General features: G+C 75.4%; 19 protein-coding genes. 10 read left to right on the top strand and 9 right to left on the bottom strand.

Annotated features, from left to right (window positions below; all coding sequences use genetic code 11):
• Positions 1–39: 39 nt before the first annotated feature.
• From ACSLIC_RS07550 to ACSLIC_RS07560, 3 genes are all read left to right on the top strand, one after another.
• Positions 40–2,178 (top strand): NB-ARC domain-containing protein, encoded by a 2,139-nt coding sequence (locus ACSLIC_RS07550; RefSeq protein ID WP_436736904.1) that lies wholly within the window; start codon positions 40–42, stop codon positions 2,176–2,178.
• A 3-nt stretch (positions 2,179–2,181) separates the two neighbouring features.
• A complete protein-coding gene (locus ACSLIC_RS07555; protein ID WP_436736905.1) occupies positions 2,182–3,933 on the top strand; it encodes a hypothetical protein in 1,752 nt (583 codons plus the stop codon).
• Between the two features lie 141 nt (positions 3,934–4,074).
• Positions 4,075–5,832: an FUSC family protein gene (locus tag ACSLIC_RS07560; RefSeq protein WP_436736906.1), complete on the top strand. Its 1,758-nt coding sequence runs from the start codon at positions 4,075–4,077 to the stop codon at positions 5,830–5,832.
• Between the two features lie 340 nt (positions 5,833–6,172).
• Here the strand turns inward: ACSLIC_RS07560 and ACSLIC_RS07565 are convergent, their stop codons facing one another.
• From ACSLIC_RS07565 to ACSLIC_RS07575, 3 genes are all read right to left on the bottom strand, one after another.
• Positions 6,173–6,832 carry a GntR family transcriptional regulator gene (locus ACSLIC_RS07565; RefSeq protein ID WP_436736907.1) on the bottom strand — a complete coding sequence of 220 codons (660 nt, stop codon included), beginning with the start codon at positions 6,830–6,832 and terminating at the stop codon, positions 6,173–6,175.
• A gap of 93 nt (positions 6,833–6,925) precedes the next feature.
• Entirely contained in the window at positions 6,926–7,804 is an 879-nt protein-coding gene (locus ACSLIC_RS07570) for an ABC transporter permease (RefSeq protein ID WP_436736908.1), read from the bottom strand.
• Positions 7,801–10,470 (bottom strand): alpha/beta fold hydrolase, encoded by a 2,670-nt coding sequence (locus ACSLIC_RS07575; RefSeq protein ID WP_436736909.1) that lies wholly within the window; start codon positions 10,468–10,470, stop codon positions 7,801–7,803. Before ACSLIC_RS07575 ends, ACSLIC_RS07570 begins: the two co-directional genes overlap by 4 nt.
• An 82-nt stretch (positions 10,471–10,552) precedes the next feature.
• Between ACSLIC_RS07575 and ACSLIC_RS07580 the strand changes: the two genes are divergently transcribed.
• The 4 genes from ACSLIC_RS07580 to ACSLIC_RS07595 all read left to right on the top strand — a co-directional run bounded on the left by ACSLIC_RS07580 (position 10,553) and on the right by ACSLIC_RS07595 (position 12,519).
• Complete coding sequence (locus tag ACSLIC_RS07580; protein ID WP_436736910.1) at positions 10,553–10,735, top strand: hypothetical protein; 183 nt, start codon at positions 10,553–10,555, stop codon at positions 10,733–10,735.
• A 15-nt stretch (positions 10,736–10,750) separates the two neighbouring features.
• Positions 10,751–11,062 carry a GNAT family N-acetyltransferase gene (locus ACSLIC_RS07585; RefSeq protein ID WP_436736911.1) on the top strand — a complete coding sequence of 104 codons (312 nt, stop codon included), beginning with the start codon at positions 10,751–10,753 and terminating at the stop codon, positions 11,060–11,062.
• A 31-nt stretch (positions 11,063–11,093) separates the two neighbouring features.
• The gene (locus ACSLIC_RS07590; RefSeq protein ID WP_436736912.1) at positions 11,094–11,489 is read left to right on the top strand and encodes a MerR family transcriptional regulator; all 396 of its coding nucleotides are present in this window, start codon (positions 11,094–11,096) and stop codon (positions 11,487–11,489) included.
• Positions 11,490–11,685: 196 nt separating this feature from the next.
• A complete protein-coding gene (locus ACSLIC_RS07595; RefSeq protein ID WP_436736913.1) occupies positions 11,686–12,519 on the top strand; it encodes a zinc-binding dehydrogenase in 834 nt (277 codons plus the stop codon).
• A 230-nt stretch (positions 12,520–12,749) separates the two neighbouring features.
• Here the strand turns inward: ACSLIC_RS07595 and ACSLIC_RS07600 are convergent, their stop codons facing one another.
• The 6 genes from ACSLIC_RS07600 to iolC form a co-directional block, all read right to left on the bottom strand.
• Positions 12,750–13,352, bottom strand: a complete 603-nt coding sequence (locus ACSLIC_RS07600; protein WP_436736914.1) for a nucleotidyltransferase family protein — start codon at positions 13,350–13,352, stop codon at positions 12,750–12,752.
• A 68-nt stretch (positions 13,353–13,420) separates the two neighbouring features.
• On the bottom strand, positions 13,421–14,920 hold the full coding sequence (locus ACSLIC_RS07605; RefSeq protein ID WP_436736915.1) for a CoA-acylating methylmalonate-semialdehyde dehydrogenase: 1,500 nt from the start codon (positions 14,918–14,920) through the stop codon (positions 13,421–13,423).
• A gap of 14 nt (positions 14,921–14,934) precedes the next feature.
• Entirely contained in the window at positions 14,935–16,821 is a 1,887-nt protein-coding gene (iolD, locus tag ACSLIC_RS07610) for a 3D-(3,5/4)-trihydroxycyclohexane-1,2-dione acylhydrolase (decyclizing) (protein ID WP_436736916.1), read from the bottom strand.
• Positions 16,818–17,678, bottom strand: coding sequence for a 5-deoxy-glucuronate isomerase (iolB, locus tag ACSLIC_RS07615; RefSeq protein WP_436736917.1), 861 nt, complete (start codon positions 17,676–17,678; stop codon positions 16,818–16,820). The genes iolD and iolB overlap by 4 nt, the downstream gene beginning before the upstream one ends.
• Positions 17,675–18,655, bottom strand: coding sequence for a Cgl0159 family (beta/alpha)8-fold protein (locus ACSLIC_RS07620; protein ID WP_436736918.1), 981 nt, complete (start codon positions 18,653–18,655; stop codon positions 17,675–17,677). The genes iolB and ACSLIC_RS07620 overlap by 4 nt, the downstream gene beginning before the upstream one ends.
• Complete coding sequence (iolC, locus tag ACSLIC_RS07625) at positions 18,652–19,590, bottom strand: 5-dehydro-2-deoxygluconokinase (protein ID WP_436736919.1); 939 nt, start codon at positions 19,588–19,590, stop codon at positions 18,652–18,654. The genes ACSLIC_RS07620 and iolC overlap by 4 nt, the downstream gene beginning before the upstream one ends.
• A 284-nt stretch (positions 19,591–19,874) precedes the next feature.
• Here iolC and ACSLIC_RS07630 point away from each other — a divergent pair, with 284 nt between their 5' ends.
• The 3 genes from ACSLIC_RS07630 to ACSLIC_RS07640 all read left to right on the top strand — a co-directional run bounded on the left by ACSLIC_RS07630 (position 19,875) and on the right by ACSLIC_RS07640 (position 24,149).
• Positions 19,875–20,798 (top strand): sugar phosphate isomerase/epimerase family protein, encoded by a 924-nt coding sequence (locus ACSLIC_RS07630; protein ID WP_436736920.1) that lies wholly within the window; start codon positions 19,875–19,877, stop codon positions 20,796–20,798.
• Between the two features lie 647 nt (positions 20,799–21,445).
• Entirely contained in the window at positions 21,446–21,748 is a 303-nt protein-coding gene (locus tag ACSLIC_RS07635; RefSeq protein WP_436736921.1) for a heavy-metal-associated domain-containing protein, read from the top strand.
• Positions 21,749–21,869: 121 nt separating this feature from the next.
• Positions 21,870–24,149 carry a heavy metal translocating P-type ATPase gene (locus tag ACSLIC_RS07640; protein WP_436736922.1) on the top strand — a complete coding sequence of 760 codons (2,280 nt, stop codon included), beginning with the start codon at positions 21,870–21,872 and terminating at the stop codon, positions 24,147–24,149.
• The last annotated feature ends 103 nt before the right edge of the window (positions 24,150–24,252 follow it).

Genomic DNA, 24,252 nt, shown 5'->3' on the forward strand with positions numbered 1-24,252 from the left:
GTGAGCAACGGCAACCGGACTTCGGGGAGGGGTTCTGTGGTGGACGGGGACGAGGCGGGCGCGGGGGCCGTGGTGAGCAACACCGTGTCGGGTGGGACCGTACTCGGCCCCGTGGTGCAGGCGCAGCGCATCGACTCGCTGGTCGTCCAGGCTCCGGCGCCGTACTGGCCGCCGCGTCAGCTTCCGCGTCCGCTGCCGGGGTTCGTCAACCGGACCCGGGAGCGTCGGACGCTGCGGGAGCTGGCCGAGGCCGCCGCCGGGGAAGGGGTCCGGACCGTGGTGGTGACGGGGCTGGGCGGGGTCGGCAAGACCCAGTTGATCGCGCACTGTGTCCACAGCGACCTGCACGTCCTCTTTCCCGACGGGCAGGTGTACGTGGACCTCGCCGACCTCCGCCGGGACGGTGCCGTGGACGTGGCGGGGGTGCTCGGCGAGTGGCTGCACGCCTTCGGGGTGCCCTACGCCCACCAGCCGGCCGGGCTGGGAGCCCGTGCCGACCTGTTCCGTACGGTCACCACGGGCAAGCGGGTCCTGGTGGTGATCGACAACGTCCGGCAGGCGCCGGAGATCCGGGCCCTCACCCCCGGGGACGGGCTCCAGGTGGCGACGAGCCGTACCATGCTGCCCGCGCTGCGGATGGACGGCGCGGTGCACCTGGTGGTCGACCCGCTGGAGGAGCGGGAGGCGATCGGGATCGTGCGCGGCTGGCCGGTGGCGCAGGCCGACGGGCCGGCCGCCGCCGAGTTGGTCCGGCGGTGCGGCGGGCTGCCGCTGGCGCTGCGGGCGGTCGGCGAATGGCTGGTGGAGCGGCCCCAGTTGGGGCTGGACGACGCGGTGCGCTCGCTGGCGCCGGGGCCCGGCGGACGGGGTCCGGTGCGGGGCACGGTGGCGGGGGGCGGGGCCGACGAAGGGACGGTGGACGTGATGGAGCAGGTCTTCGACTCGGTGCTGCGGCAGATGCCCGACCACACGCGGGCCCTGTACCGCTTCCTGGGGGCGCTGCCCGGCACCACCTTCCCCGCCGCGCTCCCCCGCGCGGCCGGACTGCCCCGGGTCGAGGCGGCCCTCGGCGACCTGATGACCAGCCACCTCGTCGTCTCCGTAGGCCCCGGGCGGGACGGCGCGGCCCCGGCCGGGCCGCCGCACCGGTTCCGGATGCACGACCTGGCGCGGGCGCACGCCGCCGGGGAGGCCGCCGCGCTGCCCGGCGAGGCGGCCCGGTCCCTGCTCCGCACCGTCACCGCCTTCTACACCGAGGCCGTCGCGCACGCCGACCGGGCGCTCGGCGACCGCTTCCGCCTCCAGGCCCCGCCCGCCCGCCCGCTGACCGGACTGGGCTTCGCCGACGGGGCGTTCAGCGGTGAGGGGCAGGCGCTGGACTGGCTCGACGCGGAGCGTGGCAACGTCCTCGCGGTGGTGCGGGCCGCCGCCCGCGAGGGGCTGCACGACGCGGTCTGGCGGATCTGCGAGTCGCTGTGGCCGCTCTTCCACGAGCGGGCCCGGTACGCCGACTCCCTGGAGGCGCACCCGCTGGGCATCGAGGCGGCCCGCTGGGAGAACCGGCCCGACGCCGAGATCCGGATGCGCAACCAGCTGGCCCGGGCCCACCGCGCTCTCGGCGACCTGGACCGGGCGGCGGCCGAACTGCGCGCCGGGGAACCCCTGCTGGAGCGGGTCGAGGACGCCCGGCTGCACGGCATGCTGGCGGAGACCGGGGGCCTGGTGGCGCTCGCCCAGGGCCGCACCGCCGACGCCCGCGACCGGTTCACCGCCTCCCTTGCCGCCAACACCGAGCGCGGGGACCAGCACGGCGTCGTGGTGCAGAGCTACCACCTGGCCGACGCCGTACGGGCCGACGGCGACCACGGTGAGGCCCGGCGCCTGCTGTCCGGGGCGCTGCGGCTGGCCCGGGAGACCGGGGACGAGGCGATGGTCCCGAAGCTGACCCTGCTGACGGCGCGGGTGCACGCGGACGCCGGACAGGTGGCGGAGGCGGTCGCCGCCGCCACCGACGCCGCGGAACGGGCCGGCGCGCGGGGGCTGACGTCCAAGGTCCGGGAGGCGCTGGAACTGCTCGCGGAACTCGCCGGCCGCACCGGGGACACCGCGCTGGCCGCCAGCTGCGAGCGCCGTCTCGCCGAGCTGCGGGGGCCGGGCGGCCGGGCCGGGGGTGCGTGATCCGTGGGGTTCCGCCTGCCCGGGCTGCCCCGGACGCGCCGTCCCGGGCGCCCGCTCCCCGGCCAGGACCGGCGGCCGGGCCGTGACCGCTGGGACACCTGGGAGGCGCCCCGGGCCCGCGTCCTGTGCGTGGCGCGGACGCTGACCTCGGCGACGCGGCTGCTGGACGTCCTGCCGCTGCTGCGGCGCGAGGACGGCATAGAGACGTACTACACCGTGAATCCGGGGTCGGCGTTCGCGGAGGGGCTGCACGCCTACTTCACCTCGCTGGGGGTCGGCGACCGACTGCTGAGCTGGGCGGAGGCGACGCGGCGCCCCTTCGACCTGGCGGTGGCGTGCACGGTCAACGCCTCGATGCGGCAGCTCGACGCGCCGCTGGTGGTGCTGCCGCACGGCGCCGGGTACAACCGGCTGGTCACCGAGACCACCGGGGACGCCACGGCGCCCGCCGGGCTCTCCCGCCGGGAGCTGACGTGGCGCGGCAAGGTGGTTCCGGCCGCGATCGGGGTGTCGCACTCGGAGCAGCTGGGGCGGCTCGCGGGGACGTGCCCGGAGGCGGTGGAGCGGGCGGCGGTCGTGGGCGACATCTGCCTGGACCGCATCCGCCGCAGCCTGCCGTTGCGCGACCGCTACCGGGCGCTGCTCGGCGCGGTCGACGGGCGACGTCTGGTGGTGCTCCACTCCACCTGGTCCAGCCACTCCCTGCTGGGCACCCATCCGCAGCTGCCGCTGGAGCTGGTCACCTCGCTCCCCGCGGACGAGTACGCGGTCGCCGCCGTGCTGCACCCGAACGTGTGGGCGCGGCACAGCAGGCGCGGCGTGCTGGAGCGGCTGGAGCGGGCGATGGACGCCGGGCTGCTGGTGATCCCGCCCGAGGAGGGGTGGCGGGCGGCGGTCGTCGCCGGGGACTGGGTGGTCGGGGACCACGGCAGCACCTCGCTGTACTCGGCGGCGCTCGACCGGACGGTGCTGCTCGCCGCGACGGGCCTGGACGAGCTGGACGCGGCCTCGCCCACCGCCGCGTTCGCCCGCCGCGCGCCGCGCCTGGACGTCGCCGGGGATCTGTACGCCCAGTTGCTGCGGGCCGACGCCGAGCACGACCCCGAGCGGCTGGGGCCGGTGGTCGACGACCAGTGGGAGGCGCCGGACAAGTCGACGGCGCTGACCCAGGACCTGCTGTACGGGCTGCTCGCCCCGGCCGGGGTGGGGACGCCCGCGGCGACCCCCGAGCCGGAGCCGGTGCCCGACCCGAAGCCGCTGGCGCACCGGGCGCCGACCGCCTTCGACGTGACCGGCCGGATCGGCGCGGACGGGACCGTGGAGGTGCGGCGGCATCCGCTGGCGCCGCGGCACGACGTCGAGCCGCGCGGGTTCTACGCGGTGACCGACGAGGAGACCCATCCGCTCTGGCCGCAGAGCGCCGACGTGCTGGCGCGGACCCTGGTGGACGCGGCGGCGGCGCCGACGGTGTGGGCGGCGGAGGCGTTCCGGCGGCTGCCGGGGCTGAGCGTGGTGGGGGCCGCGCTGGACACCGACCGGTGCCTGGTGCGGGTGCGCGACGGGCGCGTGTGGGAGGCCGTGGCGGACCGGCCCTGGGGGGCCGCCCGGGCCCGGCTCGACCCGGTGCTGGTGGCCTGTGCCGTGCACGTGGCGGGGAGTGCCGCCGAGGGTGCGGTGCCGGGGGCGCCGCTGGTGATCCGTACCGGGCGGCGCCTGTGCCGGGTGTCCTTCCGGGCGGCGCCCGGGGAGAGGTGAGCCGGACGCCGTTCGGCCGGCCGAAATCCTCGGGCAACACGTTCGGCATCTGTTGCATCTATCCTTGTATCCAACGTCCCTCCGGTCGGTGCTGCCCGGGGGTGGAGCAGAAGGGGCCGGTCGAGCGGACGGAGGACAGTGATGGGTGAGCCCAGCGGGCTGGAGGCGCGGGTGGTCGCGTTGCGCACCGCCGTACCCGGGTGGCTCGGGCGGTCGCTGCGCGCCGCCCGGGCACCGTTCCCGCGCGCGGCGGCGGTGCGGGGGGCGCTGGCGGTCTCGGTGCCGTTGATGGTGGGGCTGCTGGCCGGGCATCCCGTGGCGGGCGTCGTCGTGGGGCTCGGCGGGCTGTGGTCGGTGGGGCAGGACAGTGCCGCCCCGTACAAGGCGCGGGCCCTGCGGATCGCGGCGCTCGGCGGGTCGGCGGCGGTCGGGCTGCTGGCCGGGGCGATGGCGCTCACCTACGGCGACGCGGCGGTGATCGCGGCGTTGCTGGGGGTGGCGGGGCTGGTGTCGGGGTGGGTGAGTGTCGGGGGCCCGCTCGCCTCGGTGGCCGGGATGCACCTGCTGCTGGGGGCGACCGTCGGCACCGGCATCCCCGTGCCCGGCCCCTGGTGGGCGGGGCCGGTGGAGCTGCTGGGCGGTGCCCTGTTCGCGCTGACGCTGACCTGCCTGCCCTGGCTCTGGCGGCGCCACAGCCCCGAGCGGGAGGCGGTCATCGCCGTCTTCGACGCCGCCGAGCGGGCCCTGTCGCGGGCGGGCACCCCGGGGGCGACCGAGGCCAGGGCGCGGATGACGCTGGCCCTCAACACCGCCCAGGACCTGCTCGCCGTGCACAGCTCCCGCAGGCACGCCGAGCGGCAGACCCCCATCGGCGGGCTGATCACGGCGTTCCGGGCGGCGGTCCAGCTGGTCGAGGCGGCCACCGCGCTCATGGTGGAGGGCCGTCCGCTGCCCCCGGCGGTGGTCCGGGTGCCGTCGCTGCTGGCCGCCCGGGTGGTCCCGCCGGTACGCGCCGGGCGTCCGGCGCCGGACGGGGCGGGCCCCGCCCCGGAGCGGGAGCGGGAGCCGGAGCCGCCGTTCACCGCGGACACCCCGGGGCTGCGCGCGCTGGCCGAGGTGTACCGGGCACCGGGGCGCTCGCTGACCCTGCTGCCCGATCCGCCCGCGTACGCGGGGCCGCGCCTCGCCGAGCGGTTCCGGTTCGCGCTGCTGCTGGGCGGGTGCACGCTGGCGGCGGCCGTCGTGGCGTACCTGCTGCACGGGCCGCGCGGCTACTGGCTGCCGATGACGGTGGCCTTCCTCTACAAGCCGGACCTCGGCCCGGTCTTCGGGCGGGCCCTCAACCGCTGCCTCGGCACGGTGGCCGGGGTCGGCATGGTCGCGGTGGTGGCGTGGCTGGTCACCGACGCGTGGGCGCTGACACTGGTGGCGGCCGTGTTCGGCGCGGTGATGGCGGCGGGCGTGCGCTACCACTACGCGCTCTCCACCTTCGGCCTGACCGTGATCGTCTTCGTCTTCATCGACTTCCTCGGCGACGACCGGCAGCTGCTGCCCTCCCGGGTGCTGGAGACGGTGATCGCCGCGGCCCTGGTCCTCACCGCGCACTTCCTGACCCGCCCCGACTCGTGGCGGGTCAGGGCCGAGCTGCGCGTGGCCGCCGCCGACCGCGCCTGGCGCCGCTACGACCGGCGGGCCCCGGCCGCCTCCCCCGACGAGCGGCACCAGCTGCGCCGTACCGCCTACCGCCGCCTGTCCGAGGCCCGCCAGGCCCTGGACACGGCGGGCGCCGAACCGCACCGGGACCCCGGCCGCTTCCCGGTCCTGGAGCGCCGGGTGGCCCGCGCCGAGCAGGGCTGCGACGCGATCACGGCGTACGTGGTGGCGGGCGGGCGGCGCTGAAACCGGGCTCCGCGAGCGGCTGCCCGGTGCGCTTGCGCGGGGCCGACTGCCACGCCCGCGTCCAGGGGGCCACCGCCGGGGAGGCAAGGGGGCCGGGAGCGGCGCCTTGGCGTAGGCGAAGGGGCCCCCGCCTGCGGTGGCGAGCCGGTGGGCCGCTCACGGTCGCGCCCTCCCGCCGCCTCACGGCGGCAGGCCGGGGGCGGGGGCGCTGCCGGTCGCGGCGCCGGACGAAGCGGCGGGGGCCGTCGTGCCGTTCGGCCCCGCGGCGCCGCCCGCCGGGCCCACCTCCCGGAGCGCACAGGCGGCTCGCACCCGGCTGTCGGGCCGCCCTGCGTCGGGTTCAGGCGACCGGGTCCGGGAGGGCCAGGCTGTCGCCGTCGGCCCCGGCGCGGCGCAGGATGGAGCCGATGTGGCGGTGCAGCAGGCCCTTGGCGGCCACCGCGTCGCCGTCCTGGAAGGCGCGGGCCAGCGCCAGGTGCTCGGCGGTGTCGTCGGCGACCTCCTGGCGGCCGAGGAGGGCGGCGGCGGTGAACCGCTGGTGCTGGTGCCAGAGCGTCTCGAAGAGCCCGGCGACGGTGCGGTTGCCCGCGGCGGCGACCAGCGCCGCGTGGTAGGCGTGCCCGGCGTCGCGCGCCTCGCGCGGGGTGGCGGCGGGCCCGCAGCGGGCGGCCAGGTCGTCGCCGACGCGGCGCAGCGCCTCGGGCCCGTGCGCCGCGAGGGTGTCGAGCGCGAAGCTCTCCAGCAGCAGCCGGGCCTGCATGATGTCCCGCCCCTCCCCGATGGAGACGGGTACGACGAGGGCGCCGCGCTTGGGGTACAGCTCCAGGAAGCCGTCGGAGCGCAGCCGCAGGAACGCCTCGCGGACCGGGGTGCGGGAGATGCCCAGCTCGGTGGCGACCTGCCCCTCGGAGAGGAGTTCACCGCTGCCGTAGGTGCCGTCGAGGATCAGGTCCTTCACGTGCTCGTAGGCCCGCTCGGCGGTCGGTGTCGCTTGTCCCATACGGCCATTATCCGAAACGGCCCGGCCGGGAGCGGCAGTGGCCGCCCGCTCCCGGCTGCCGGGGAGGCGGACGGCCGCTCGCCGGCCCCCGGGTCAGGACACGATGTCCTTGCCCGCGAAGCCCCGGAAGGCCAGCGCGAAGAGGACCAGGGCGTAGCTGACGGAGACCGAGGCGCCCTGGAGCATGCCGGACCAGGCGATCTCCGTCTGGAGGGCGTCGGCCCAGGCGAACTGCCAGTGGGCGGGGAGGAAGGCGCGCCAGTCGCCGAGGGCGGTCACGGCGTCCAGGACGTTGCCGACGATGGTCAGCCCGACCGCGCCGCCGACCGCGCCGAGCGGGGCGTCGGTACGGGTCGAGAGCCAGAACGCCAGACCGGCGGTGACCAGCTGCGACACGTACACGTACGCCACCACCACGGCCAGCCGGCCCAGGGCCTCGCCCGCCGGGAGGGCGCCGCCGGTGGGGATCTGGAGCGGCCCCCAGCCGTAGGCGAGGCCGCCGACGACCAGGCCGACCAGGGGCAGCAGCACCATCGCGGCGGCGCTGAGGGCCAGCGCGACGACGAGCTTGCTCCACAGCAGGCGGGCCCGGGGCACGGGCGCCGCCAGCAGGTACCTGAGCGAGGACCAGCCCGCCTCGCTCGCCACCGTGTCGCCGCAGAACAGGGCGACCGGGACGACCAGCAGGAACCCGGCGGAGACGAAGAGGCAGACCGCCGCGAAGTTGAGCCCGGAGGCGGTGGCGGTGTCCATCAGGTTGACCCGGCCGCGCCGCTCGGGCTCGCCGCCGACGGCGAAGGCGACGACCATGACGACCGGCAGCAGCGCCAGTACGGCCGCCATCACCTGGGTGCGGCGGCGGCGCAGCTGGCGGACGGCCTCGACGCGCAGCGGCAGGGTCCGGCCGGGCCGGTAGCCGGGGGCGGTGGGGTCGGTGCGGGCGGGGTCGGTGAGGGTGCCGGGGGTGCTCATCCGGTACCTCCGATCAGGGTGAGGAAGGCGTCCTCCAGGCGGCGGTGCGGCATGACCGAGGCCACCGGCACGCCGAGGCGGACGAGTTCGACGACGAGCTGGTCGGCGCCGATGCCGTCGAGCCGGACGAGCAGGCCGTTCTCGGTCGGGTCGACGGCGGCGACGCCGTCGAGAGCCGCGACCTTGTCGGCGAGCGGCGCGTCCACGGGGGCGGCGAGCCCGACGTGCAGGGTGTCGCCGCTGCCGACGATCTCCGCGACCGGCCCGGCCTGCACCAGCCGTCCCTGGTCCATGACGACCAGGTGCGTGCAGGTCTGCTCGACCTCGGCGAGCAGGTGGCTGGAGACGATGACGGTGCGCCCGGCCTCGGCGTACCGGATCATCACCTCGCGCATCTCGCGGATCTGGGGCGGGTCGAGCCCGTTGGTGGGCTCGTCCAGGATCAGCAGGTCGGGCAGGCCCAGCATGGCCTGGGCGATGGCGAGCCGCTGCCGCATGCCCTGCGAGTAGGTGCGTACCGCGCGTTCCAGGGCGCCGCCGAGCCCGGCGATCTCCAGGGCCTGCGCGAGGTGGGCGTCCTCGGCCGGGCGGCCGGTGGCCTGCCAGTACAGGTCGAGGTTGGCGCGACCGCTGAGGTGCGGCAGGAACCCGGCGCCCTCCACGAAGGCGCCGACGCGGGAGAGGACGGGCGCGCCGGGCCGGATGGCCTGGCCGAAGACCCGGATCTCGCCCTCGTCGGGCCGGATGAGGCCCATCAGCATGCGCAGGGTGGTGGTCTTGCCCGCGCCGTTGGGCCCGAGCAGGCCGAGCACCTGGCCGCGCTCGACCCCGAAGGACAGGTCGCGGACGGCGTACCGGTCGGTGGAGCCGGCGTACTTCTTGCCGAGGCCGGTGATCCTCAGCGGTACGTCGGCCAGCTCCGGGTCGGCCGGGGGCGCGCTGGTGCGGCGGCGGCCCAGGAGGAGCAGCCCGGCGGCGATCACGGCCGCGCCGAGCGGCAGCGCCCACACCCAGGTGGGCAGCGGGGTCGCCGCGGTGCGGACAGCCGGGGCGGTCGGCACGTTCAGGTCGCCCTCGGCGGAGATCCGGTAGGTGGCGGGTTCGGCGGGCGAGGCGTAGCCGAGGTCGGTGGCGGCGAGGACGACGCGCAGCGAGTGCCCCTTGCGCACCTCGTGGTCGATGGCCGGGAGCTTCAGGGTGAGGGTGCGTCCCTGGTCGGCGCCGGTGACCCGGACCGGGGAGACCAGCTGGCCGGGGAGGATCTGGCTCCGGCCGCCGGGGCCGACGTCGTAGACCTTGCCGAAGAGGACGGCGTCCTTCGTGTCGGCGGAGACCTTGACGCGGACCGTCGGGGAGCCGGTGATCCTGAGGTCCTTCTCCAGCGGGGCCGAGTCGAACCGGGCGTGCTGGCCGGGGAAGTCGAAGGAGACGCCGATGCCGAGCGAGGAGAGCTGGGCGAGGCCGCTGCCCTGGTCGGCGCTCTCGCCGCCGCCCGGTCCGCCGCCGCCGAGACCCGGCAGGGTGGAGATGGAGGGCGGGACGGCTCCGGCCGGGTTGTCGACCTTCTGCTCGCGGCCGGTCAGCGGGATGCGGACCGGGTCGTGGCCGAGGCCGGGGTAGCTGGAGCCGGTGGCGCCGCGCAGTTCGGCGGCGCCGTTGGTGGAGTCGACGCCGCCGGTGCGGGTGACGCGGAAGGCGGGGCCGGGGTCGGCGCTCTCGTCCTGCTTCAGGTAGCGGTCGAACCAGTCGGTGACGCGCCGCTCGACGCGGGCCGCCTCGGGGTTGCCCCCGTCGTGGCCGCCGGCCATCCAGTCGACGGCGACGGGCTGGCCGTTCTTCCTCAGCGCCTTGGCGGCCTGGTCGGTGTGGGAGAGCGGGAAGAGCGAGTCCTGCTGGCCCTGGACGAAGAGGGCGGGCACCTTGATGCGGTCGGCGACCGCCTTCGGGGAGCGCGCGGCGAGCAGCTCGTCGGCCTTCGCGTCGGCCTTGCCGGAGACGGCGACACGGTTGTACATCGCGCACAGCTCCGCCTCGAACCGCTCGCAGCCGCCGCCGGTGGACAGGAACATGCCGGTCCACAGCTTCTTGAAGACGCCGTTCGGGAAGAGCGCCTCGGGCAGGTCCCACCAGGTGATGAGCGGCGCGATGGCGTCGACCCGCTCGTCGTGCCCGGCGGTGAGCAGGGAGACGGCGCCGCCGTAGGAGGCGCCGGTCATGCCGACGCGCGGGTCGCCCTCACCGTCCAGCTGCACCTCGGGCCGCTCGGCGAGCCAGTCGATGAGCTTGCGCGCGTCGGCGACCTCGCCCTCCGGGTCGTTGAGTCCGATCTTCCCGGTCGACTTCCCGAAGCCGCGCGCGGTCCAGGTGAGGACGGCGTACCCGCTCTCGGCCAGTCTCCCGGCCTGCTGCTTCAGGTCGGCCTTGCTGCCGCCGAACCCGTGGGCGAGCAGCACGGCGGGCCGGCGCCCCTCGCCGCCCGCGGTGAAGAACGAGGTGTCGATCCGGACCCCGCCACCGGTCCGCAGGATCTGGTCCTGCCGCTTCACCCCGCCACCGCTGCCCTCAGCCGCCGAGGCGGAGCCCGCCGGGACGAGCAGGGCGGCCAGGACACCCGCCGAGGCGAGGGCTGCCCGCCACCGGGGCGGTCCGTGCTTGTTGAGACGCATGGCCCCACGGTACGGGCGCCCGAAGGGTGCTCCATGCCCCCTCCAGGGGGACCCTGACGTGCTGCGCGAGGCGTATACCCGCGTGCCGCGTACCGCGTCCGTGGTAGGCCCTGCCCATGACGCGGCTCTCGCCCCCGCCGGACATCCTCCCAACTCGCAGCGTGCCGAACTCCTCGCCACCGGCCCCCTGTTCGACGCTCCGGCCCACCCCTCCCACGCCCTCGACTTCCTCGAACGCGAGGGGCATCACCTCTTCCTCGGGTAGGCCACCGGCGAACCTGTGGGCTTCATCTCCGGCACGGAGACCACCCGCCCCGGCAAAGGCCCCGGAATGCTCCTCTACGAACGGGCGGTCGCTCCCGCACACCGGCACCAGGGCATCGGCCGGGCCCTCGTCGAGGCTCTGGCCGAGCTGGCCCGCGAACGGGCTGCCGGGGCGTGTGGGTCGGGTGGAGCCGGGGAACAGGGCGGCGCTGGCGGCTTATCGGTCGGCGGGGCGGTGAGTGAGGGGCGGTTCGCGATGCTGGGGTGGGAGTTCGGCATTCGGGGTCAAGGCCCGTCCGCGAGCGTCCATGACTCGACGGCGGTCTGAACCTGGAGCACGCGGGCGTAGGCTCTCGGGGATGCGGATAGGCGAGTTGTCCAAGCGCACGGGCGTGAGTCCGCGCTCACTGCGGTACTACGAAGAGCAGGGGCTGCTGACCAGCTCACGCTCCGACGCGGGGCAGCGTCACTATTCCGATGCCGCGGTCCAGCGCGTGTCACTCATCCGGCAGCTGTTCGACGCGGGTATGTCCAGCAGGGTGATCGCGACTGTGCTGCCGTGTGTGGACGTCCCGGGTGACCTGGGGATCGCCGAGGAGACGTTCACGGCGATGATGCGCGAGCGCGACCGGATCGATGCCGACGTCGCGCACCTGATCGAGACCCGAGATGCACTAGACGTGCTGATCAGGGCCAACAGCCGACACCGGGCGGAGCTGTCCACGACTCCGGAACCGGTGGCGCAGTCAGCCTGATGCTGTGATCTGCATCTCAGCCGGTTGCCCCTCACATCAATGTCACAGGTGAGGATGGCGACTACGCCCGGAATCACCGGGTCGGTCATACGAGAGGCGGCCAAAGATGGGGCAGGCGTGGGGTTTCGGCAGGCATGGCGGGCCCGAGGTACAGGAGTTCTTCGATCGTCCCGATCCCGTCCCCGGCCGGGGCGAGGTGCTGATCCAGGTCGACGTCGCCGGCGTGAACCCCCTCGACCACCTTCTGCGCTCGGGTCTGGTTGACGGGCTCGACGGCGGGCGTCCGTTTCCCTTCGTGCTGGGCATGGAGGCAGCCGGAACCGTTCTCGCCCGGGGCGAGGACGTCAACGGGCTCGAGGTGGGTGACGCGGTCTTCGGCTTCGCACTCACCGGTGGCGGCACGTACGCCGAAACGACGGTGCTGTCCGCGCCGAACACCGCGCGCATCCCGGAGGGTCTGTCCGCGACTGTGGCGGCAACGCTGCCCGTAGCCGGGACGACCGCGGTGGACGTGCTCGACCAGCTCAGCCTCCCGGCCGGTGCCACGGTCCTGGTCAACGGAGTCGGGGGCGGGGTCGGCCTCGCCGTCGCCCGGCTGGCTATCGGGCGCGAGCTGTGTGTGATCGGCACCGGGAGCACCGCCAAACGCGAGCACGCCGAGGCCCTCGGGGTGCGGTTCATCGACTACACCGCCGAGGACGTCGCCGCCGCGGCACGCGAGCTGGTTCCGGACGGCTTCGACGGGATCGTCGACCTGGCCGGAGGCACCTCGCTGCGGACGGTCGCTCCGCTGGCCCAAGATCCCCGCAACGTTATCGCTGTGGGTGATATGTCCGTGCCCGATCTCGGTGGGCGTTTCGTCGAGCGTCGCCTCGACCGCGAGAACCTGGAGCGGTCGGCCCGGCTGGCCCTCGACGGACTCCTCGCACCCGTAATCACCGCGGTTCACCCGCTCTCCGACGCCCCGGCCGCCCTCGCCACCGTCGAGAACGGTCACGCCTCGGGCAAGGTTGTCATCAAGGTGGCATGAGAAGTGCCCGGCGTCTGACGCCGTCGACTGTCAAGCCCCGGGTTTCGTGGACGGTCGGTTGGCTGGTTCTGAGGGCAGGGAACAACGGCGGGCCAACGCGATCCTGAAGTCAAGCGGGCTGGTCATCTCGGGCAGGAGCGTTTCGAACCGCAGGTGGACGGCGAGGAACCTCGCGCAGGCTCAGCAGTGGGTGAACGAGAGGGACGAGGGCGGCGCTTGACCGGGAGTCCTCAGCTCTCACTCGGCCACCCCAGGACCCGCAGCTCCGGCCACTGCCTGCGCCACCTCTCCGCCTTCGCCTCGTACACCTCCCGGGGAGCCAGTACCGGGTTGGGCCGGAGTACCAGGTTGAAGACGTCGGCCAGACCGTGCGGGGCGTAGACGCGCCAGTGGTGGCCGGGTTCGAGGCGGATGCCGAGGCAGCAGGTGGTGGCGGCGAAGGTGTCGATGGCCGCCTCGGTGGAGGGGTGGGGCGGGCAGGGGGTGCCGAATTTCGCCTCGTACCAGAGGTGGACTCGGGCCTGGTTGCGGAGTTCGACCTCGGCGGGGAGGTCGGCGAAGAGGGTGCGGGCGGTGCGGATGGCGCGGTCCTCGGCCTCGTAGGAGAGGTCGGTGGGGTCGTAGTAGAAGAGGTCGTAGTCCTTGATGCCCTGTTCGGGTGGGCGGCCGGTGGTGACGTTCCAGACGGTCTGGAAGAGGCAGCCGGCGGTGAGGTACCAGCCGGGGAGGGCGAGGGTGGCGGCGCGGTCGAGGACGGTGAGGAGGGTGGGGTTGCGGGACAAGGTGGTGCGGAGGGCGGGGAGTTGTCCGTCCAGGGGCAGTCGGCTGATCATCCCGTGGGTGTAGCACGCCCCCGGCACTCGCGGGAGGGCGCCGGGGGCGTGCGGGGGTGGGGCGGGCGTCAGTGGTTGCGCGGGAAGCCCAGGTCGACGCCGGTGGGGGCGTCGGCCGGGTCGGGCCAGCGGGTGGTGACGACCTTGCCGCGAGTGTAGAAGTGCGTGCCGTCGTTGCCGTAGATGTGGTGGTCGCCGAAGAGGGAGTCCTTCCAGCCGCCGAAGGAGTGGTAGCCGACGGGGACCGGGATCGGGACGTTGACGCCGACCATGCCCGCCTCGACCTCCAGCTGGAAGCGGCGGGCGGCGCCGCCGTCGCGGGTGAAGACGGCGGTGCCGTTGCCGTACGGGGAGGCGTTGATGAGGGCGAGGCCCTCCTCGTAGGTCTCGGCGCGCAGGACGCACAGGACCGGGCCGAAGATCTCGTCGCGGTAGGCGTCGGAGTCGGTGGAGACCTTGTCGAGGAGGGAGAGGCCGATCCAGTGGCCCTTCTCGTACCCCTCGACGGTGAATCCGGTGCCGTCGAGGACCACCTCCGCGCCCTGCGCGGCGGCGCCGGCGACGTACCCGGCGACCTTGTCGCGGTGGGCGGCGGTGATGAGCGGGCCCATCTCGGAGGCGGGGTCGTGGCCGGGGCCGATGGTGATCTTCTCGGCCCGCTCCTTGATCTTGGCGACCAGTTCGTCGCCGATTCCGCCGACGGCGACGACGGCGGAGACGGCCATGCACCGCTCGCCCGCCGAGCCGTACGCGGCGGAGACGGCGGCGTCGGCGGCGGCGTCGAGGTCGGCGTCGGGCAGGACCAGCATGTGGTTCTTGGCGCCGCCCAGGGCCTGCACGCGCTTGCCGTGGGCCGAGGCGGTGGCGTGGATGTGGCGGGCGATCGGGGTGGAGCCGACGAAGGAGACGGCGGCGACGTCCGGGTGCTCCAGGAGGCGGTCGACGGCGACCTTGTCGCCGTTGACGACGTTGAGGACGCCGTCCGGCAGCCCGGCCTCGGCGAAGAGTTCGGCCAGTCGCAGGGCGGCCGAGGGGTCCTTCTCGCTGGGCTTGAGGACGAAGGTGTTGCCGCAGGCGATGGCGAGCGGGAACATCCACATCGGCACCATGGCCGGGAAGTTGAACGGCGTGATGCCGGCGACCACGCCGAGCGGCTGGCGGATCGAGGCGACGTCGACGCGGCTGGCGACCTGGGTGGACAGCTCGCCCTTGAGCTGCACGGTGATGCCGCAGGCCAGGTCGACGATCTCCAGGCCGCGGGCGACCTCGCCGAGGGCGTCGTCGTGGACCTTGCCGTGCTCGGCGGTGATCAGCCGGGCGATCTCCTCGCGGTGCTGGTCGAGCAGGGCGCGGAACGTGAAGAGCACGGTGGTGCGCTGGGCGAGCGAGGAGGTGCCCCAGCCCGCGTAGGCGGCCTTGGCGGCGGCGACGGCGGCGTCCACCTCGTCGGCGGAGGCGAGCGCGACCTGGGTGGTGACCTCGCCGGTGGCGGGGTCCGTGACGGGGCCGAAGCTGCCCGAGGCGCCGACTGCGGCCTGGCCGCCGATCCAGTGGTTCACGGTCTTCATGCGGTGTCGCTCCTTCACAGATGACGGCGCCGGGCCGCGACGTTCCGGTCGTACTCCTGCCGGGCTCGGGCCGCCTCCTCGCGGTGCGCGGTCCGGGCCACGGGAACATCCCACCACGCCTGTGCGGGCGTCGGGCTGGACACTGTGTCGGGCGTTTCGGTCCGCACGTAGACACCCGTGGGGACGGTGGCGGCCCGCACCTCGGCGAGGGCCTCGCGCAGTTCCGCGACGGTGTCGGCGCGGAGCATGCGGACGCCGAGGGAGGCGGCGTTGGCGGCGAGGTCCAGCGGCAGCGGCTCCCCGTCGAGGAGCCCGCCGGGGCCGGGCATCCGGTAGGCGGTGCCGAAGCCCTCGGCGCCGACGGCGCGGGAGAGGCCGCCGATGGAGGCGTACCCGTGGTTGTCGATGAGGACCAGTTTGAGCGGCAGCGACTCCTGGACGGCGGTGACCAGTTCGGTCGTGTTCATCAGGTACGTGCCGTCGCCGACCAGGGCCCAGACGGGGCGGCGCGGCTCGGCGAGGAGGACGCCGAGGGCGCCGGGGATCTCGTAGCCCATGCAGGAGTAGCCGTACTCGACGTGGTACTGGTCCGCCGAGCGGGCCCGCCAGAGGCGGTGCAGGTCACCGGGGAGGGAGCCGGCGGCGTTGACGAGGACGTCCTCGCCGGTGACCAGGGCGTCGAGGGCGCCGAGCAGTTGGGTCTGGGTGGGGCGGGCGGCCGGGTCGGGGGCGGCGTAGGCGGCGTCGACCCGGGCCTCCCAGTCGGCCTTGGCGGCGGTGTACGCCGTGACGTGCGGGGCGGGGAGGCGGTGGCCTTCGAGGAGCCGGGTCAGGGCGGTGAGCCCTTCCCGGGCGTCGCCGACCACCGCGTGCGCGGCGAGTTTGTGGGCGTCGGCGGGGTCGAGGTTGAGGTGGGCGAAGCGGACCCCGTCGGCGGCGAAGAGGGTGCCGGAGGCGGTGGTGAAGTCGGTGAGGCGGGTGCCGACGGCGAGGACGAGGTCGGCGGTGCGGGCCAGGTCGTCGGCGGTGGCGGTGCCGGTGTGGCCGAGCGCGCCGACGTCCTGGGGGTGGTCGTGGGGCAGGGCGCCCTTGCCGGCCTGGGTGGCGGCGACCGGGATGGCGGTGGCGCGGGCGAAGGCGTCGAGCGCGGCCTCGGCCCCGGCGTACTTGACCCCGCCGCCGGCCACGACGAGGGGGCGGCGGGCTTGGCGGAGCAGGGCGGCGGCCTCGGTGAGGGAGGCGGTGTCGGGGGCGGGGCGGCGGATGTGCCAGGTCCGCTCGGCGAAGAACTCCTCGGGCCAGTCGTACGCCTCGGCCTGCACGTCCTGCGGCAGGGCGAGGGTGACGGCGCCGGTGGCGGCCGGGTCGGTGAGGACGCGCATCGCGGTGAGGGCGGCGGGGATCAGCGCCTCGGGCCGGGTGAGGCGGTCGAAGTGGCGGGAGACGGGCCGCAGGCAGTCGTTGACGGTGACGTCCCCGGCGTAGGGGACCTCCAGTTGCTGGAGGACGGGGTCGGCGGGGCGGGTGGCGAAGGTGTCGCCGGGGAGCAGCAGGACGGGCAGCCGGTTGACGGTGGCGAGGGCGGCACCGGTGACGAGGTTGGTGGCGCCGGGCCCGATGGAGGTGGTGACGGCGTGGGTGGCGAGGCGGCGGCTCTGGCGGGCGAAGCCGGTGGCGGCGTGCACCATGGCCTGCTCGCTGCGGCCCTGGTGGAAGCGGAGGACGCCGGCCCCCTCGGGCCGCCGGGCGGTGTGTTCGGCGAGGGCCTGGCCGATCCCGGCGACGTTGCCGTGGCCGAAGACGGACCAGAGGGCGGGGATCAGCCGCTGCCGCTCGCCGTCCCGCTCGCTGTACTGGACGGAGAGGAAGCGGATCAGTGCCTGGGCGGTGGTGAGCCTCACCGGTAGCCCTCCGCGTGGTCGGGGTGGAAGGTGACGCGCCATTCGCGGCCGGGGCCGGGGCCCGCCATGACGTTGAGGTAGTAGAGCGGGTGGCCGGGCGGGGCGACGGACGGGCCGTGCCAGCCGTCCGGGACCAGCACCGCCTCCCCGTCCCGCACCTCGGCGAGCAGGTCGGCGCCGCCGGGCCGGGAGGGCGCCACCCGGTGGATGGCCGGGGTGGGCCCGTCGAGGGCGAACCAGTAGATCTCCTCCAGTTCGCTCTCCTCCCCCGGCCGGTGCTCGTCGTGTTTGTGCGGCGGGTACGAGGACCAGTGGCCGGGCGGGGTGAGCACCTCGACGGCGATGAGGCGGTCGCAGGCGAAGGTGTCGGCGGCGGCGAAGTTGCGCACCTGCCGCGCGCACGTCCCGCTGCCCCGCTCCTCCACGGGTACCTCCGGCGCCGGGCCTCGGCGGGCGGGGAGTCGGCGCCCGCACTTCGCTCCTGCCAGAGCGAACCGGCCGGCGGCGCCGGAGGTGATCTCGACGCGCGCGTCCCGGGGGACGTACGCGAAGTCGGTGGGCCCGGCGAAGACGTCCGGACGTCCGTGGAGGGTGAACTCGGCGGCTCCTCCGTCCTGTTGGGGATCGTCGGGCCGCACCCGGACCGTACCGCCACCGGAGAGCGGCAGCACGATCCACTCGGCACCGCCGGTGGCGAAGGTGTGGGTGTCGCCCCGGGCCAGTTCCAGGATGCGCAGGGCGGTGTGGCGCAGGCCCTGGGCGGGCCCGGCGGTGAGCCGGTAAGGGCGGCCGGGGGACGGGGTGGCGCCCGGCCGCAGGTGGAGCGGGTGCGGGCCGGTGCGGGGCGTCGTCGTCATGGCTCATCACCTACCCCGCGCGGGGCGGGGAGGCCGCGCGACGGGCCGGGCGGGGTACGGGCCGCCTCGTGCCGGGCGTCGCCGTGGACGAGGGCGGCGGCGGTGTCGACGGCGGCGGCCACGTCGCCGTCGGGCGGGTAGAGCAGGGCGCGGCCGGCGACGAGGCCGCGCACCGTGGGCAGGGCCAGGGCGCGCCGCCACCGCTCGTACGTGGCCTCCCCGCGCGCCGCGCCGACCGGGCCGCCGAGCAGGACGACGGGCAGCGTGGAGGCGGCCGTGACCCGCGCCATGTCGTCGGGGTCCTCGGTGACCGGCACCTTGAGCCAGGTGTACGCGGAGGTGCCGCCGAGGCCGGAGGCGACGGCCAGCGAGGTGGTGACGGCTGCGGCGCCCAGGTCGCTGCGGAGTTCACCGCCGACCCGGCGGCAGAGGAACGGCTCGACGAAGACGGGCAGCCGCAGCGCGGCCATGGCGTCCACGGCGCGGGCCGCCGCGTGCAGGGTGGTGAGGGAGCCGGGGTCGTCGTAGTCGAGGCGGAGCAGGAGCTTCCCGGCGTCGTAGCGGGAGCGGGCGAGGTCCTCGGGGCGGAACCCGGTGAAGCGGTCGTCGAGTTCGAAGGCGGCCCCGGCGAGGCCGCCCCGGTTCATCGAGCCGATGACGGCCTTGCCCTCCAACGCGCCGAGCAGCAGCAGGTCGTCCAGGACGTCGGCGCTGGCGAGCACCCCGTCGACGCCGGGGCGGGAGAGGCCCAGCCGCAGCCGGGCCAGGAGTCCGGCGCGATCGGCCATGGCGCGGTCGCCGTGGCCCGCGCCGAGGGCGCCGCGCGCCGGGTGGTCGGCGGCGAGGACCAGAAGCCGTCCGTCGCCACCCAGCAGCGTGCGGCGGACCCGGCGGGCGGCGGCCTCGGCGACCGCCTCGGGCCGGTGGGCCCGCAGCCCGGCGAGGGCGGCCGTGTCGACGGCGTGGGCGCCGTTCACCCCGCGCCGCCGAGCAGCGCGTCGATCTCCTCGGCGCGGGGCATCGCGGAGGAGCAGGCGAGGCGGGACGCGACCAGGGCCCCGGCGGCGTTGGCGTACCGGATCGTGGTCTCCAGCGGCCAGTCGGCGAGCAGGCCGTGGCAGAGGGCGCCGCCGAAGGCGTCCCCGGCGCCGAGGCCGTTGACCACCTCGACGGGGACGGGCGGGACGGTGACGCGGCTGCCGTCGCGGTGGGCGGCGAGGACGCCTTCGGGCCCCTGTTTGACGACGGCGAGGGTGACTCCGGCGGCCAGCAGGGCGTCGGCGGCGGCGTCCGGTTCGCGGTGGCCGGTGGCCTGTTCGCACTCGGCGAGGTTGCCGACGGCGACGGTGGCGTGGGCGAGGGCGGCGGCGTAGTGGGCGCGGGCGCGCGGGCGCGCGGCCTCGTCCCAGAGCGTGGGCCGCCAGTCGAGGTCGAGGACGGTGTGGGCGGCGCGGCGCCGGTGGGCGAGGGCGGCGAGGGTGGCGGTGCGGCTCGGTTCGGCACTCAGGCCGGTGCCGGTGGCCCACAGGACGCGGGCGGCGCCGATCGCGTCGAGGTCGAGGGAGCCGGCGGTGATCCTGAGGTCGGGGGCTTCGGGCCGCCGGTAGAAGTAGAGCGGGAAGTCGTCGGGCGGGAAGACCTCGCAGAAGGTGACGGGGGTGGGCAGGCCGGGCACGGCCGTCACCCAGCGCGCGTCGACGCCGAACTCCTCCAGCTCGGACCGCAGGTAGGCGCCGAACGGGTCGTCACCGGTGCGGCTGACGAGGGCGGTACGCCGCCCGAGCCGGGCCGCGGCGACGGCGACGTTGGCGGGCGACCCGCCGAGGAACTTCCCGAAGGTGTCCACCTCGGCCAGGGGAACCCCGGTCCGCAGCGGATAGAGATCCACGCCGAGCCGCCCGAGGGCGATCACGTCGTACGCCCCCCGGTGCGGCGGTCCGGGGGGCCGCTGCCCACTCCCGTGTCCCGGCTGTGCGCCCGTCACGGCCTCCCCCTCGCTGCGTCGTTGCGGCGGCGGTGCTCCCCGTGGTGCCGGTACGGACCCGGGGCGTGCCCAGGTCTAGTCGGCGGCGCGGAACCCTGTCAACATTTTGTCCGGACATTCGGACGAACCTTCACGCCCGGGTCGGGCAGGCTGGCCGGGGAGGGCGGGCGGCACCGCGCCGCCCCGGACGGCGACCGGAAGGCGGACAGCTGATGGACCGCACGAACGAGCCCGCGCCCCTGGCCTCCCGGCTGCGGATCGGGTCGGCGCCCGACTCCTGGGGGGTCTGGTTCCCCGAGGACCCGCGGCAGATCGGCTGGGAACGGTTCCTGGACGAGGTGGCCGAGGCGGGCTACCCGTGGATCGAGCTGGGCCCGTTCGGCTACCTCCCCACCGACCCGGTACGGCTGCGCGACGAGACGGCGCGGCGCGGGCTGAGCGTGTCGGCGGGCACCGTCTTCACCGGGCTGCACCGGGGCGAGGCGGTCTGGGAAAAGACCTGGGCGCACGTCGCGAGGGTGGCGGAGCTGACCCGCGCGGCGGGCGCCGGGTACCTGGTGGCGATCCCCGCCTTCTGGCGCGACGACAAGACCGGCGAGGTGCTGGAGGACCGCGAGCTGACCCCGGCCGCCTGGCACGACCTGGCCCGGCTGACCGAGCGCCTGGCCCACCGGGTCCGCGAGGAGTACGGGCTGCGCACGGTGGTCCACCCGCACGCCGACACCCACGTCGACACCGAGGAGCACGTGGTCCGCCTCCTCGACACCACCGACCCCGGCCTGGTCGAACTCTGCCTGGACACCGGCCACTACGCCTACTGCGGCGGCGACAGCGTCCGCCTGATCGAGACCTACGGCGAACGGCTCGGCTACCTCCACCTCAAGCAGGTCGACCCCGAGGTGCTGGCCCGGGTGCGCGCGGAGGACCTGCCGTTCGGCCCGGCGGTCGCCCAGGGCGTCATGTGCGAGCCGCCGCTCGGCGTACCCGCCCTGGAACCCGTACTGGCAGCCGCCCGCCCCCTCGGCGTCGACCTCTTCGCCATCGTCGAACAGGACATGTACCCGTGCCCGCCGGACCGCCCGCTGCCGGTGGCACGGCGGACGCGGGCACTGCTGGAGTCGTACCTGGAAGGGTGAACGGGGCTCCGCCGTCCGGCGCGCGCCCCGCCCCGCCCCGCCACACCCTCGTCACGGCCGGTTCGCAACGCCGCCCGCACTCCCGGACCCGCACGGCCCGCCCCGCTCCGGACGCCTGGGAGCACTGGGCACCTGGACCGGAACTCCGGCCCACCCGGCCACCCCGAGCCCACCCGGCCGCCTCCAGCCCGGCCGCCGTCTCCAGCCCCGCCCGCCGTCTCCAGCCCGGCCCCCGTCTCCAGCCCGGCCGGCGCTTGAGGCCACCCCACCTCGCCCCCGTGGCGGGGTAGGCACGACGGCTCGGCCCCCGCCGGGGTGCCGGTCAAGGGCAGCCTCGAACGCCGACCGGGCGAGAGACGACCGGGCGAGAGACGGCCAGGCCGGTGAGGCCGGGGTCGGCACCGAGGACGGGCCGCGCGGCTCGCTGCGCCGCCCCACGAGGAATCCATACCCCCTAGGGGTATACTCTGACCGTACGGTCGGCCTCGACGGACGCACCTCGGACCCCGCCTGCCCCGGCAGTCCCGGTCCGCACGCCCGCCCCACCGGCACCACACGCACCACCACTGCACCATCCTGGACATCACGACCATCCGCACCATCACGACCGGACCCGCCCGAACGGGACGGCCCTTCAGGAGGACACCATGACCAGCGACACCCAGGCCCAGACGCAGACCACCGGCTCCTGCTGCTCCGGCTCCGCCGCCTCCTCCGGCGGCTGCGCGGACAGCGGTGCCGTCACCACGGTCTACGCGGTCACCGGCATGACCTGCGGCCACTGCGAGGGCGCCGTCTCCGAGGAGATCTCCGCACTGCCGGGCGTCTCCTCCGTCAAGGCCGAGGCCGCCACCGGCAAGGTCACCGTCACCTCCGCCGCCCCGCTCGACGAGGAGGCCGTCCGCGCCGCCGTCGACGAGGCCGGGTACGAGCTGACCGGCCGCGCCTGACCCCCGCCCCGCCCCGCCCGGCGCCCGGGCGGGGCCGCACCGTGGAAGGGCCCGGGCCCGCCCGGTGCCCGCCCGCGCCACTCCCCCAGCCCCACAGTCCCGTACCGGAGACCGCCAGACCATGACCAGCAGCACGGCCCCCGAGCGGCCGGCAGCATCCCCGCCCACCGAGGTCGAGCTGAGCGTCGGCGGCATGACCTGCGCCTCCTGCGCCGCCCGGGTCGAGAAGAAGCTCAACCGCATGCCCGGCGTCACCGCCACCGTCAACTACGCGACCGAGAAGGCGAAGGTCGCCTACGAGCCGGGCGAGGACCTCGGCGTCGCCGACCTGATCGCCACGGTGGTCCGCACCGGCTACACCGCCGAGGAGATCCGCCCGCCGGAACCCGAGCCGCCCGCGGACGCCCCTCAGGTTTCCGGTCCGCCCGCCGACGCCGAGACCGACGCCCTGCGGCAGCGGTTCACCGTCTCCGCGCTGCTCGCCGCCCCGGTCGTCGTGCTGTCGATGATCCCGGCACTCCAGTTCGACCACTGGCAGTGGCTCTGCCTGACGCTGACCGCGCCCGTCGTCGTCTGGGGCGGCCTGCCCTTCCACCGGGCGGCCTGGACCAACCTGCGGCACGGCGCGACCACCATGGACACCCTCGTCTCGGTCGGTACCCTCGCCGCCTTCGGCTGGTCGCTCTGGGCCCTCTTCCTCGGTCACGCCGGGGCGACCGGGATGCGGCACGGCTTCGACCTGACCGCCTCCCGCACCGACGCCTCCTCGATGATCTACCTGGAGGTGGCGGCCGGCGTCGTCGCCTTCCTGCTCCTCGGCCGCTGGCTGGAGGCGCGCGCCAAGCGCAGGGCGGGCGCCGCCCTGCGGGCCCTGCTGGAGCTGGGGGCGCGCGAGGCCACCGTGGTGCGGGACGGGCGCGAGGTGCGGGTCCCGGTGGCGCGGCTGGTGGTCGGCGACCGGTTCACGGTCCGGCCCGGCGAGACGATCGCCACCGACGGCACGGTCGTCGAGGGCCGCTCCGCCGTCGACACCTCCTTGCTGACCGGCGAGTCGGTACCGGTCGACGTGGCCCCCGGCGACCAGGTCACCGGCGCCACGGTCAACACCGGCGGCCGTCTCACCGTGGAGGCCACCCGGATCGGCGCCGACACCCAGCTGGCCCGGATGGCACGCCTGGTCGAGCAGGCCCAGAACGGCAAGGCGGCCGTACAACGGCTGGCCGACCGGGTCTCGGCGGTCTTCGTCCCGGTGGTACTGGTGATCGCCGTCGGCACGCTGGTGGGCTGGCTCCTCGCCACCGGCGACACCACCGCCGCCTTCACCGCCGCCGTGGCCGTCCTGATCATCGCCTGCCCGTGCGCGCTCGGCCTCGCCACGCCCACCGCCCTGCTGGTCGGCACCGGGCGCGGCGCGCAGCTCGGCATCCTCATCCGGGGCCCCGAGGTGCTGGAGAACACCCGCCGCGTGGACACCGTCGTCCTCGACAAGACCGGCACGCTCACCACCGGGCGCATGGAGCTGACCGAGGTCCTGCCCGCCACCGGCACCGGCGAGGCCGAGCTGCTGCGGCTCGCGGGCGCCCTGGAGCACGCCTCGGAACACCCGGTCGCCCGCGCCCTGGCGAGCGCCGCCGCGGAACGCCACGGTCCGCTGCCGCCCGTCTCCGACTTCGCCAGCACCTCCGGACTCGGCGTGCGCGGCACCGTCGAGGGCCACCGGGCCGTCGCCGGCCGCCCCCGGCTCCTGGCCGAGGCGGGCATGCCGCTCTCCTCGGAGCTGGAACGGGCCCTGGCGGACGCCGAGGCGCGCGGGCGGACCGTGGTCGCGGTCGGCTGGGACGGGGCCGCGCGTGGACTGCTGACGCTCGCCGACGCGCTCCGGGAGACCAGCGCCGAGGCCGTCCGCGACCTGCGCGCTCTCGGACTCACGCCCGTTCTGCTGACCGGCGACAACGCCGCCGTGGCCGCCGAGGTGGCCCGCGCGGTCGGCATCGAGCGGGTGGTGGCCGGGGTGCTGCCCGAGGGCAAGGTCGCCGAGGTCGAGCGGCTGCGCGCGCAAGGCCGTACGGTGGCCATGGTGGGCGACGGCGTCAACGACGCGGCCGCGCTGGCCACCGCCGACCTGGGGCTCGCCATGGGCACCGGGACGGACGCGGCGATCGAGGCCGGGGATCTCACCCTCGTCCGCGGGGACCTGCGGGCGGCGGCCGACGCGATCCGGCTCTCCCGGCGCACGCTGGCCACCATCAAGGGCAACCTCTGCTGGGCCTTCGGCTACAACGTGGCGGCGCTTCCGCTGGCCGCCGCGGGACTGCTGAACCCGATGATCGCGGGGGCCGCGATGGCCTTCTCCTCGGTCTTCGTCATCACCAACAGTCTTCGCCTCAAGTCCTTCACATAGTTGACGCACTACCCTTACTCTTGGACCCCGAACCCCGGGGGCTCTCGCAGCAGGATTCAGGTCGTGCGAGAGACGCAGATCACACTCCCCGCAACGTAACCAA

Origin of the sequence: Streptomyces sp. BBFR102 (assembly GCF_051397025.1) — a bacterium.
GTDB lineage: Bacteria > Actinomycetota > Actinomycetes > Streptomycetales > Streptomycetaceae > Streptomyces.